This is a genomic window from Bacillus sp. SA1-12 (assembly GCF_000981385.1).
In the GTDB taxonomy this organism is placed as follows: domain Bacteria; phylum Bacillota; class Bacilli; order Bacillales; family Bacillaceae; genus Metabacillus.
The window spans coordinates 188128-200514 of the sequence record NZ_LATZ01000005.1 but is presented as its reverse complement, the minus strand read 5'-3'; the positions used below and the strand labels follow the sequence as shown (position 1 = coordinate 200514).

Annotated in this window: 13 protein-coding genes; all 13 read left to right on the top strand. The window is 35.3% G+C overall.

The features are described from left to right. Positions 1–331: 331 nt before the first annotated feature. The 13 genes from WQ54_RS05425 to WQ54_RS05370 all read left to right on the top strand — a co-directional run bounded on the left by WQ54_RS05425 (position 332) and on the right by WQ54_RS05370 (position 12362). Positions 332–841: a DUF3221 domain-containing protein gene (locus WQ54_RS05425; protein ID WP_046513132.1), complete on the top strand. Its 510-nt coding sequence runs from the start codon at positions 332–334 to the stop codon at positions 839–841. A gap of 537 nt (positions 842–1378) precedes the next feature. Continuing rightward, entirely contained in the window at positions 1379–2125 is a 747-nt protein-coding gene (locus tag WQ54_RS05420; RefSeq protein ID WP_046513129.1) for a YveK family protein, read from the top strand. Next, complete coding sequence (locus WQ54_RS05415) at positions 2115–2816, top strand: CpsD/CapB family tyrosine-protein kinase (RefSeq protein ID WP_046513127.1); 702 nt, start codon at positions 2115–2117, stop codon at positions 2814–2816. Before WQ54_RS05420 ends, WQ54_RS05415 begins: the two co-directional genes overlap by 11 nt. 123 nt (positions 2817–2939) lie before the next feature. After that, the gene (locus WQ54_RS05410; RefSeq protein ID WP_046513125.1) at positions 2940–3704 is read left to right on the top strand and encodes a tyrosine-protein phosphatase; all 765 of its coding nucleotides are present in this window, start codon (positions 2940–2942) and stop codon (positions 3702–3704) included. Positions 3705–3942: 238 nt separating this feature from the next. Then, a complete protein-coding gene (locus WQ54_RS05405; protein WP_046513123.1) occupies positions 3943–5271 on the top strand; it encodes a UDP-glucose/GDP-mannose dehydrogenase family protein in 1329 nt (442 codons plus the stop codon). An 18-nt stretch (positions 5272–5289) separates the two neighbouring features. Then, positions 5290–6171: a UTP--glucose-1-phosphate uridylyltransferase GalU gene (gene galU / locus WQ54_RS05400; RefSeq protein WP_046513120.1), complete on the top strand. Its 882-nt coding sequence runs from the start codon at positions 5290–5292 to the stop codon at positions 6169–6171. Positions 6172–6189: 18 nt separating this feature from the next. Next, positions 6190–6873: a sugar transferase gene (locus WQ54_RS05395; RefSeq protein WP_046513117.1), complete on the top strand. Its 684-nt coding sequence runs from the start codon at positions 6190–6192 to the stop codon at positions 6871–6873. Positions 6874–6889: 16 nt separating this feature from the next. Continuing rightward, a complete protein-coding gene (locus WQ54_RS05390; protein ID WP_046513116.1) occupies positions 6890–7831 on the top strand; it encodes a GDP-L-fucose synthase in 942 nt (313 codons plus the stop codon). Between the two features lie 36 nt (positions 7832–7867). Continuing rightward, positions 7868–8947 carry a GDP-mannose 4,6-dehydratase gene (gene gmd, locus WQ54_RS05385; RefSeq protein ID WP_046513113.1) on the top strand — a complete coding sequence of 360 codons (1080 nt, stop codon included), beginning with the start codon at positions 7868–7870 and terminating at the stop codon, positions 8945–8947. 274 nt (positions 8948–9221) lie between these two features. Then, a complete protein-coding gene (locus tag WQ54_RS35195; RefSeq protein WP_269431547.1) occupies positions 9222–9344 on the top strand; it encodes a hypothetical protein in 123 nt (40 codons plus the stop codon). Position 9345: 1 nt separating this feature from the next. Beyond that, complete coding sequence (locus WQ54_RS31775) at positions 9346–9750, top strand: hypothetical protein (RefSeq protein ID WP_156177739.1); 405 nt, start codon at positions 9346–9348, stop codon at positions 9748–9750. Positions 9751–9881: 131 nt separating this feature from the next. After that, the gene (locus WQ54_RS05375) at positions 9882–10685 is read left to right on the top strand and encodes a WecB/TagA/CpsF family glycosyltransferase (protein WP_084821840.1); all 804 of its coding nucleotides are present in this window, start codon (positions 9882–9884) and stop codon (positions 10683–10685) included. Positions 10686–11282: 597 nt separating this feature from the next. Continuing rightward, a complete protein-coding gene (locus WQ54_RS05370) occupies positions 11283–12362 on the top strand; it encodes a glycosyltransferase family 4 protein (protein ID WP_197089547.1) in 1080 nt (359 codons plus the stop codon). The last annotated feature ends 25 nt before the right edge of the window (positions 12363–12387 follow it).

Here is a 12387-nt window from a genome sequence, read left to right as displayed (position 1 = left end):
TTTCTCTGAAACCTATTTGTACCCAAAACGTCTAATTTGGTAATGGTGTAAATTTCTTACAAAGGAGAGATTCCTTTGAAAAAACAATGCTATTATTTATGTTTTCAAGTCTCACCTTTTTAATACTATCATGCGGTGAAATAAACAAACTTCCTCAACCACAAGTGAACAACCACAAACCAAAGAGGACAAGGAGGATTTTGTCGAAGAACCAGTAATGCCTTGGTTTGGTGAGACCAAACCAAAACAAATAAAGGCTATGTATTTAAAATGGATGATACTACAATATATCTACTAATTGGGAGATCATTTATAAAATGGAGGCTTCCCTATGAAGAGCAAATGCGTATTCATATTACTAACACTAACTTCATGTCTGTTAATCGCTTGTGGAACGAATAAATCAGCTACACCAGGAACAAATGAAAAGCCTTCGACACCTGCCATGCAAACAGAGGGCTTTGTTGTTGAAAAAAGCACAAAAGCAGTCCTGGTGGTCAATCCAAATCTAAAAGACAATGACAAAAACTATGGTCCCATCTATTTTTCAAACACACCAGACACACTTGAAATTGGAGACAAAGTGATCATTTCCTTTGACATACTAATGGAATCTTATCCAGGTCAAGCTGAAGCTAAGGAGGTTAAGGTGTTAGAAAGTCATAAACCAGCAGGAGCGGATCTAACTGAAGCAGAAGCGTTGGAAAAAGCCATGGGTAGTACAAACGTTAATTCACGGATTCTATCAAAGTTTGAATATAATCATGATACAGATAGTTGGATAATAGAAACTAAAGATATTATGGGAGATGCTAAAGAAATAAAGATTGAAGATAAATAAACAAGGACATAAATAAGAGGCATCGGCTTTCACTACAATGAATGCCTCTTAATCTTCGTACAAAACCTTTCTAGATCCCTCGACTCATAACACATACAAACTGAATCTTGTCACACGATCATTGATAAAAAAGTTTCATATGCATGAAAACAGGAATGCTTCTTTACTTAATATTTGATAAGAAATAAACGATATAAAGCATTTGACTCAAAATTTAATCGTTCATTACTCATGAAGCTAGAAGGTGGTTATGACTAATGAATTAATTATTTGAAATATATTTGAAATATATTTTAAAATTTTTTTTGAGTAATATCAAGGGAGTAAACGTTTTCAGTTACATTTTGGGGCAAATTCCCTAAAAAAAATGTAAAAAAACTGACATAAAAGTGGTAAAATGAAATCTGCTAGTAATAAAATAGGAGAATAACATCCTGATTTGTAAAAAAATGTAGTTTTTATATAGATAAAAAGTACGAATGTCATTATAATAATCTAGTCCTATTAAATTAATTGATTAAAATTTTGGAGGTTATCATGGAAGAAACAATCAGCTTAAAGGAGCTGTTTCTCACATTAAAGAAGCGTCTTTCATTTATTATAATCATTGCAGCCATTGCAACGGCAACAAGCGGAATTGTTAGTTATTTTCTCCTAACACCAATTTATCAGTCTTCAACACAAATTCTAGTCAATCAATCAAAAAATGAAGAACAAGCTTACAATTATAACGAGGTACAAACAAACCTCCAACTGATTAATACGTATAATGTCATCATTAAAAGTCCGGCCATTTTAGATAAAGTGATCCAACAAGAAAAACTAGATTTAACATCTGGCGAACTTAATGAATTAGTTACAGTATCTAGTGAACAAAACTCTCAAGTTGTAAACATAGCCGTTCAAAATGAAGATCCACAACAAGCAGCAGCGATTGCAAATTCCATTGCAAATACTTTCCAAACGGAAGTTTCTAAAATTATGAATGTAGATAATGTAACAATATTAACACAAGCGCAAAATGGAGAGGATCCATCTCCAATTAAACCAAAGCCTGCGCTAAATATGGCGATTGCTTTAGTTGTTGGATTAATGGTTGGGGTGGGGGTAGCATTCCTGCTTGAATACCTAGATAACACAATCAAAACAGAACAGGATATTGAAAATCAACTTGGACTTCCTGTGTTAGGCGCCATTACAACTATTACTATGAATGATGAAATGATGGAACAATCTAGTCAGGCAACAACGTTAAGAACGCGAGGTGAGTCGGTTGGCTCGTAAGGATCGAAAGCAATTGTTTCAACTGCAAAATAGAAGCTTAATCTCGATGACAAACCCGAAATCGCCAATCGCAGAGCAATTTCGGACGATTCGTACAAATATTCAATTTTCCAGTGTTGATGAAGAGCTGCAAACAATGATTGTGACTTCATCTGGTCCAGCTGAAGGGAAGTCAACGACAACTGCCAACTTAGCTGTTGTCTTTGCACAGCAAGGAAAACGTGTCCTTTTAGTTGATGCTGACCTACGCAAACCAACTGTTCATTATACATTCAGACTTGAAAATCATATTGGATTATCAAATGTATTAACGAGACAATCCTCTCTTCAAGAAGCTGTCCAAATAACTTCTCAAGAAAAGCTATGGATATTATCAAGTGGCCCAATTCCGCCAAATCCTTCAGAATTATTAGGTTCAAAAGGAATGCAGGCAATGATCGAGCAGGCGAAGGATGAATATGATGTCATCATCTTTGATTCACCACCAGTATTAGCCGTAACAGATGCTCAAATATTGTCGAACTTAACTGATGGAGTTGTTCTCGTTGTAAGCAGCGGAAAAACAGAGATCGACGCTGCAAAAAAGGCGAAAGAGCTGCTTGATAATGCTAAAGCAAAAATACTAGGTGTGGTATTAAACAACAAGAAGGTTCAAGACAGTCAATATTATTATTACTACGGGGGAAAATAGTCTCATTCGACGAGATACCCCTCTTTTCTTTGCATTTTTTTATGCAAGGTTTAAAAATATGGAAAAATCATAGGGAAATAGAATCGTATATTAACCAATAAATTCAAATTGGGGGTGGGGAGTTTGATAGATATACATAGTCATATTTTACCTGGAGTGGACGACGGTGCACAAACGGTTGAAGATGCAATTAGTATGGCAAAGCTAGCAGTGGAAGAAGGCATTACAAAGATCATTGCTACACCTCATCATCAGAACGGAAAGTATATAAATAGTAAGGAACATATCTTAGAGGAAGTTATTGATCTTAACAGAATTCTTCAAAACGAGAAAATTCCTTTAGAAGTTTTGCCGGGACAGGAAACGAGGATATATGGAGAGCTGCTGGATGATCTTGAAAAGGGAGATATTCTTACTCTTAATGCTTCAAACTATCTGTTTATTGAATTGCCTTCAGGTCATGTTCCTAGATATACGGAAAAGCTATTGTTTGATGTTCAACTGAAAGGATTAACTCCAGTAATTGTTCATCCAGAGAGAAACTCGGAAGTTATAGAAAATCCTGAAATATTATTTAATTTAGTTAAGAAAGGCTCTTTAACACAAGTTACTGCGGGGAGTATATCTGGACACTTTGGTAAGAAAATTCAAAAGTTTTCGATGCAATTGATTGAAACGAACCAAACTCATTTTATCTCTTCGGATGCCCATAATATCTCAACAAGAAAATTCCGAATTAGAGAATCAATTTCTGTTGTTGAAAAAGAGTTTGGGAGACAGGCAGTTTATTACTTTCATGAAAATGCGGAACTCCTCATACAGGGAAAAACAGTTTATAAACAAGAGCCAAGTCAAATTAAACGTAAGAAGTTTCTAGGGATATTTTAAGAATTCATTGGTGATGCCTCCTTACCGTTATCAATGGAGGCACTCGGTCACGCTGTGGGTGCCTTCGGTACCTTAGATACTTGTTGTCGGAAGTGGGATGTGAGGGAGGGTTAGATGCCCATTTATTTAAATGTAATGAATATGAAAGAGATATTTAACGAAAAGACACTTATCGCAAGTGTTTTTCCGTTAGATATTTTACATGCTTAAATTTTTTAGAAAAAGGTGAAGAACATATATGAGAATCGCTGTTGTTGGAACTGGATATGTAGGTTTAGTTACTGGTACTTGCTTATCAGAAATTGGACATTCTGTTACTTGTATCGATATTGATCAGAATAAAGTAAATAAAATGCTTGATGGTATTTCACCAATTTATGAGCCAGGATTAGATGAATTAATGAAGAAAAACATCCAAGAAAACCGTTTGTTTTTTACAGTTGATCATAATGAAGGGTTTAAAGATGCTGATGTTATTTATATTGCTGTCGGCACTCCAGAAAAAGAAAATGGATCTGCTAATCTTTCATTTGTTGAACAAGTAGCTAAGGATATTGCCGTCCATGTTGAGAAAGATGTCATTGTCGTTACGAAAAGTACGGTCCCAGTTGGAACGAATGACTGGATTAAAGAAGTTATTCAAAAGAATCTTGTGAACGATGTGAAGGTTGAAATTGTCTCAAATCCTGAATTTTTACGTGAAGGGTCTGCAATCTATGATTCTTTCAATGGGGATCGTATTGTCATTGGAGCAGATAATGAAGCAGCTGCGGATACGCTAGAGGAAATTAATAAGCCTTTTGGTATTCCTGTGTTTAAAACAGATATTCGTAGTGCAGAGATGATTAAATATGCGGCAAATGCCTTTCTTGCAACAAAGATAAGCTTTATTAACGAAATTTCAAACATTTGCGAAAAGGTTGGAGCGAATGTAGAGGATGTAGCAAATGGTATGGGACAGGATAATCGAATTGGATCTCAATTCTTAAATGCTGGAATTGGTTATGGCGGTTCTTGTTTCCCGAAGGATACAAAGGCACTTGTACAAATTGCCGGCAATGTTGATTATGAGTTTGAGCTGTTAAAAGGCGTAATACATGTCAATCAAAAGCAGCAAGAAATGCTGTTAAGTAAGTTAGATGAAAGGTTTGAAAGCCTAGAAGGTAAGAAGGTTGCCGTTTTAGGTTTAGCTTTCAAGCCGAATACGGATGATATGAGAGAAGCTGCATCGATTGTTATCACGAAACAGTTAATAGAAAAAGGAGCAACTGTTGTTGCGTATGACCCGGTTGCGATTGGAAATGCTAAGAGAATACTAGATTCGAAGGTTCAATATACAACGAGTACTATTGAAGCATTAAAAGAAGCAGATGTTGCGTTAATTTTAACAGAGTGGAATGAATTCAAAGATTTAGACTTAGTAACATTTGAAAAATATATGAAGCAGCCATTAATCTTTGATGGTCGAAATTGCTATGATCCAACGGTAGTTGAAAACTATGCTATTGAATATCACTCAATGGGCAGACCATCAGTAAAAAATAAGAAATTAGTTAATGTTAGATAAGTTCAAGGGGGATATAGTGTGAAGAAGGTTAAAAAAGCAATTATACCAGCAGCAGGACTGGGAACACGATTTTTACCTGCAACAAAGGCAATGCCAAAGGAAATGCTGCCCATTGTAGACAAGCCAACAATTCAATACATTATCGAAGAAGCCATAGCTTCTGGAATTGAAGATATCATTATAGTAACGGGTAAAGGAAAGCGGGCTATCGAAGATCATTTTGATCATAACTTTGAGCTCGAACAGAATCTGATTGATAAAGAGAAATTCGACCTTTTAGAAAAGGTAAAGCACTCATCAGAAATAAATCTTCATTATATTCGCCAAAAAGAACCAAAAGGACTTGGACATGCAGTTTGGTGTGCGAGAAAGTTTATTGGGGATGAGCCGTTTGCTGTCTTACTTGGTGATGACATTGTTGAAGGAGATATACCTTGCTTAAAACAGCTTATTAATGAATATGAAAAAACAAGTTCTTCGGTCATTGGTGTTCAAAATGTTGCAGATGATCAAACACACCGTTATGGGATCATTGATCCATTAGAGAAGGACGGAAAGCTTCATAAAGTAAATCGGTTTGTTGAAAAACCTGCTAAAGGGACAGCACCATCGAATTTGGCAATTATGGGTCGATACATATTGACTCCTGAAATCTTCGATCTATTAGAAAATCAAGAAACAGGTGCCGGCGGGGAAATTCAGCTAACAGATGCCATTCAACATTTAAATGAAGAACAATCTGTCTATGCTTACGACTTTGAAGGAGTTCGTTATGACGTAGGTGAGAAGTTTGGCTTTATTCAAACAACGATTGAATTTGCATTAAAACATGACGACCTAAAAGAGCAGCTTCTCGAGCTGATGGAGAAACTAGTAGCTAACGAAAAAGTAAAACTGTAGGTGAGGAGAGCGAATGAGATGTCTAACCTAGTAAAACATGATTCAGTTCATACATCTTCAAAGGAAGCACTCACCGCAGAATTCGCAAAGCAAAGTATCATCTATACCTTTTCCAAGCGATCTTTAGATATTGTTGGTGCACTAGTTGGTTTAGTCCTTTTAAGTCTCATATTATTCATCGTTGCATTACTCATAAAATTTGAAGATCCAAAAGGGCCGATCTTTTTTTCTCAAAAAAGAATCGGTAAAAACGGAAAAGAGTTTAAAATGTATAAATTCCGCTCAATGGTGACTGATGCGGAGGCAAAGCTTGAAGAATTGCTGAAATTTAATGAAATAGAGGGCGCCATGTTTAAGATGAAGGATGACCCTAGAGTAACAAAGGTTGGCAGGTTTATCAGAAAAACGAGTATTGATGAATTACCACAATTATTCAATGTATTAAAGGGTGATATGAGTTTAGTAGGACCGAGACCACCATTACCGAGGGAAGTCGAAGAATACACTCCATATCATATGCAAAGATTACTGGTAACTCCTGGATGTACGGGTGTTTGGCAAGCTAGTGCAAGAAACAGTGTTGGTTTTGAAGAAATGGTCGAAATGGACTTATATTATATTGAAAATCGCAGCTTTTTGTTTGATATGAAAATTATTTTTAAAACCGTGATTGTGTTATTCGGATCAAAAAATGCTTTTTAGGATAGGGTGAAAATAGATGAAAAAAGATTCAAAGATTTATGTTGCTGGCCACAGAGGGCTGGTTGGATCAGCTATTGTAAGAAGATTGGAAAATGAAGGGTATACGAACTTAGTATATAAAACTAGCAAAGAATTAGATTTACGTGATAAAGGTCAAGTTGATCAATTTTTTGAAACAGAAAAACCTGATTATGTATTCTTAGCAGCTGCTAAGGTTGGCGGTATTGTAGCGAACAATGAATATCCAGCGGATTTTATAAGAGATAATTTATTAATTCAAACAAACATCATTGATGCTGCCTATCGAAATAGTGTTGAAAAGCTACTATTTTTAGGAAGTACATGCATTTACCCAAAACTTGCACAACAGCCATTGAAGGAAGAATACTTGCTTACAGGTGAATTAGAGCCTACAAATGAACCATATGCGATTGCTAAAATTGCAGGAATTAAAATGTGTGAGTCCTATAATCGTCAGTATGGAACTAAATATATTTCAGTCATGCCAACAAACCTATATGGTCCAAATGACAATTTTGATTTGCATACATCACATGTATTACCTGCACTTATACGCAAGTTTCATGAAGCAAAGGAATCGAATGCTCCATTTGTTGAAGTTTGGGGTACTGGATCTCCTAAACGTGAATTCTTATATTCAGATGATCTAGCTGACGCTTGTGTTTATTTAATTAATCATTATGAGGGAAATGAAATCGTAAATATTGGTGTTGGTGAAGACATCTCTATTAAGGAACTAGCTCAAAAAGTAAAAGCAGTCGTTGGCTATAAAGGGGAAATTCAATTTGATACAAGCAAACCTGATGGAACTCCACGTAAGCTTGTTGATGTAACAAAATTGAATTCTTTAGGATGGAAAGCAAATACAACTTTAGAAGACGGTTTAGAAAAAGCTTACCAATGGTTTTTAGATAACGTAACAGTAAAAGTTAACTAATTAAAATAATAGATAAATGAGGTATCGGAGGACATTATGAAAAAAGCATTAATTACTGGTATAACAGGACAAGATGGTTCTTACTTAGCTGAATTTTTATTAGAAAAAGGGTATGAGGTACACGGTATTATTCGAAGAGCCTCTTCCTATAACCAAGAGCGTTTAGAGGATCTGCTTAGTGAAGAAGAAGCGAAAGCGTTACTAAATAACAAAAACTTTCACCTTCATTATGGTGATGTGACAGACGCTTTAAATATAACGAAAATTATAGGAGATACACAACCTGATGAAATCTATAACTTAGCAGCCCAATCACATGTACGGGTTTCCTTTGATATGCCAGGATATACACTGGACGTTGATTCTAAAGGTACATTAAATATCCTTGAAGCGGTACGTATCTTAGGTTTAACAGAAAAAACTCGTATTTATCAGGCTTCAACATCTGAACTTTATGGAAAAGTTCAAGAAGTTCCACAAAAAGAAACAACACCTTTCTACCCTCGTTCTCCATATGGTGTTGCAAAAATTTATGGTTTCTGGATTACGAAAAACTATCGTGAATCTTACAACATGTTTGCAGTAAATGGTATTCTATTTAATCATGAATCAGAACGTCGTGGAGAAACATTCGTAACTAGAAAAATTTCACTCGCAGCAGCACGGATTGCACAGGGGAAACAAAAGAGTCTAACACTAGGTAACTTAGATTCATTACGTGATTGGGGATATGCGAAAGATTATGTTGAGTGTATGTGGTTGATTCTTCAACATGATAAGCCTGAAGATTTCGTAATTGCAACAGGTGAAATGCATACAGTTCGTGAGTATGTAGAACTAGCATTTAAGAATGTTGGTATTGAAATTGAATGGAAAGGCAAAAGTGTGGAAGAAAAAGGTGTTAACAAGGCAACAGGTGAAGTGATTGTTGAAGTTGATCCGAAATTCTTCCGCCCTGCAGAAGTAGATCAATTATTGGGAGATCCCACAAAAGCAAGAACCTTATTAGGATGGAATCCAACAAAAACTTCATTCCAAGAGTTAGTGCGTATCATGGTTGAAGCGGATATGAAGAAGGTTGAGAAGGAAGATAAAGTTAAGAAAATGTTTGATTAAGTTTTAGTATAAATTAGAGTACATTTATATATTTAGGTGATTACAAGTCACATTTAATATTGTTTCTGTCCTATAGAATCAAGCATTAATATAATAGTCATTAGGAGTTAACTTCTTCCTATTCTTGAATTGTTTTTTTCGTAACTTACAGTATACAAGAATTCGGGGAGTACTCCTTTTTTTATGTATTCTTGCGCTTTAGGGATAAGTTGTTGGAATTGGAAAATAGATCCTATGTAATTGCTAAGCAGGAACAGGCTATGTAGTCATTACTATGATAGTTATTCCAGAAAAGCTGGGACTGATAAAAAATAAAGAATTTCCAATCTTAGATGAAGAGATTGAACAATATCTTGCTTTATTAGGTACTGGATTTAATAACTACCGCAGATGCTAAAGTGGTGATCAGCACTGCGGATTTTGTCATTATTTCCACACTGACTAATTACGATCGGGAAAAAATTATTTGGATAACAAATTCTGTAGAAGCAGTTATTGAGCAGATGATGAGGATTAACCCCAATGTAATTATGGTTGTGAAATCTAATGTTCCTATTAGTACAGAGTCTGTGAGAGAAAAATATAACTGTGAAAGTGGAAAACTGTTGTATAACAATTTGTATCTTATCAGAATCAATGTTGGTGTTCCTCTGGAAGACGATAGACTTGTGGAACCTGCACATACTTCTACAGAAGTTCTTGGCTTAAATACGAAGCGCATTATTTATAGTAATGAACTGGATTCTCGTATCGGCGCTCATTACAATAATCTGCCTTTGGTTAAGGAGGTTATTACTTGCTGAAAGATACAAAGTAGTTGTCGGCTAACTATCAGGCTGTTCCAGTAAATATCATTGAGACTATTATGAAGCCGAAAGAATTAGGAAGGACTTTGCAATAGAGTATTTTGTTATCCAATTGGGGGAATACAAATATGTCAAATGTATTGAGAAAGGCCACAAATAAACCTGTTGATGGTTTTGTTCGAACAATTGATAAATCAAAGATCCCTACATGCAATATCTTAGGGGTGAATATAGCTGCTATTAACATGGAGTGGTTGGTTGATTATATAAATAAAAATATAAAGAGTTTAGCCGGTGATTACATCTGTGTTTCCAATGTGCATACCACAGTGATTAGCTATGAAGAATCGGATTATTGTACTGTTCAGAACGGTGGTATTATGGCAATTCCGGATGGAGGTCCATTATCCACAGTAGGAAAAAAACGTGGATATAAAAAAATGTGTAGAACTACTGGACCAGACTTGATGGGAGAAATATTCAAAATCTCTCCTGAAAAAGGATATAGTCATTATTTTTATGGTTCTACAGAGGAAACTCTGCAGAAGCTTAATGGAAAATTAATAGAAAAATTTCCGGGATTAAAGATAGCAGGAATGTATAGCCCTCCTTTCCGCCCAATGACTAATGAGGAAGATGAAACTATTATTAGAGTAATTAACGATACAAAACCTGACTTTATATGGGTAGGCCTGGGAGCACCGAAACAGGAAAAATGGATGGCCGAGCATCAGGGGAAAGTAAATGGACTCATGGTTGGCGTTGGGGCAGGTTTTGACTACTATGCAGAAAATATTCAGAGAGCACCGAAATGGATGCAGAAAAGTAATCTGGAATGGGTTTACAGACTGCTTCAGGACCCAAAGAGATTGTATAGTAGGTACTTCAAAACAAACACAAAGTTTTTGTGGTTAGTAACGAGAGGTAAATAATATTCTTAATAAGTGGTTTTTTATTGTAGCATCGTTTGAAAAAGTAAATTAAAGGAATATTTAAAGGAAAAGCACTGATAACTTTTTATTTAATTGTAGCCTAAGAGGATATTTAAATTTACTATTTTAATGGTAATTGTTCACGAGTTTTGGACAAGAGACAATACATGAATTATAAAACAGGTCTTAGAATTAGTGAAAACTGAATTTCTTAAAGAGCTTCTCAAAGGAAATGTAAATTGATCCAATAAGGGCATTAGCAATTGTTCATTGTTATTGTGGGATATTATTGTTTTTAGAAGTTAGTTAGGAAAGCAGGTCAAAAAATAATAAATAAGTTACTTGAACGCCAATTTTTGCTTTATTTTGTGTGCTTTTATATAGAAGGATTTGTGTGTATATGTTTTAAAAACTGCTAACGTCCAATGACTTGTGTAATGAATTAGTAATTTTTACTATATACCTTTTGTATAAATTGAATGATTTTAATAAAAGAATGTTATACCTAATGTATCAACCAGTATATTGTTTGCAATAGACTTAGAATTGTTCTGTCGAATCGAAACGGCAGGATTGATTAGAGGAGTGTAAATGTGCTTGAATAAAACAAAAATATGCATGGTTGTCCAAGACCGTATGGTTAAGGGTGGCATTGCTGCTGTAATAAACGGATACAGAGGATCTAAATTAGAGACAGATTATAATATACAATATGTTGAATCATATAAAGATGGGGGGAAATTTAAGAAATTATTAAAAGCCATCAGTGGATATTTCCATTTTGCTAAGGTTTTATTGGTTGATAAACCAGAGCTTGTACACATTCATTCCTCATTTGGTCCCAGCTTCTATCGTAAAATACCGTTTATTTATATGGCAAGTTGGGCGAAAAAGCCGATTATAAACCATTGCCATGGAGCAGATTTTGATAGTTTCTATCTTGATGCAAGCGAGAAGAAAAAGAGACTAGTAGAAAAAGTTTATAACAAGTGTAGTGTTATGATAGCACTCTCGGAAGAATGGAAGGCACGGTTAAGAATGATTGTTCCTTCAGAAAAAGTTGTTGTTATTGAAAACTATAGCACTATTTGTGAGAACTCTTTAGCGGATCGTTTAAATCGAAAGTGCAATAATCAGATATTGTTTTTAGGTGAGATAGGTCATAGAAAAGGGGGATATGATATTCCGGCCGTTGTGGAAAGTTTGGCACAATCTGTACCAGATGCTAAATTCGTTTTAGGTGGCGCCGGCGATGTCCAGCAAGTTACTGAATTACTGAAATCTAGAAAGGTTGAAGCAAAGGTTGCATTTCCAGGATGGGTTCGTGGTGACGAGAAAGACAGATTACTGAGAGAAAGCGACATTTTTTTTCTACCTTCCTATAACGAAGGCATGCCAATGTCAATTTTGGATGCCATGGGATATGGATTGCCTATTGTAAGTACAAATGTTGGTGGCATACCTAAAATTGTAAAGAATAATTATAATGGTTATCTTTGTGAAGCAGGTGATAAAGAGGGCTTTGCAGAGGCAATTAGGTCTATCCTGACTGACGAATCAAAGAGAATAAGCATGGGAAAAGCTAGTTTCCAGATTGTGATAGATGGCTATTCGTTAGAAACACATATTTCGAAATTGGAATCGATTTATGAAAAGTATTCTAATTCAAAATGTTAGAAGTAGGTACGAAAGCCAAAAAACA

Coding starts and splice junctions, on each gene's coding strand:
- WQ54_RS05425 (WP_046513132.1), top strand. CDS start 332: ATGAAGAGCAAATGCGTATTCATATTACTAACACTAACTTCATGTCTG.
- WQ54_RS05420 (WP_046513129.1), top strand. CDS start 1,379: ATGGAAGAAACAATCAGCTTAAAGGAGCTGTTTCTCACATTAAAGAAG.
- WQ54_RS05405 (WP_046513123.1), top strand. CDS start 3,943: ATGAGAATCGCTGTTGTTGGAACTGGATATGTAGGTTTAGTTACTGGT.
- WQ54_RS05395 (WP_046513117.1), top strand. CDS start 6,190: ATGTCTAACCTAGTAAAACATGATTCAGTTCATACATCTTCAAAGGAA.
- WQ54_RS05390 (WP_046513116.1), top strand. CDS start 6,890: ATGAAAAAAGATTCAAAGATTTATGTTGCTGGCCACAGAGGGCTGGTT.
- gmd (WP_046513113.1), top strand. CDS start 7,868: ATGAAAAAAGCATTAATTACTGGTATAACAGGACAAGATGGTTCTTAC.
- WQ54_RS35195 (WP_269431547.1), top strand. CDS start 9,222: ATGATAGTTATTCCAGAAAAGCTGGGACTGATAAAAAATAAAGAATTT.
- WQ54_RS05375 (WP_084821840.1), top strand. CDS start 9,882: ATGTCAAATGTATTGAGAAAGGCCACAAATAAACCTGTTGATGGTTTT.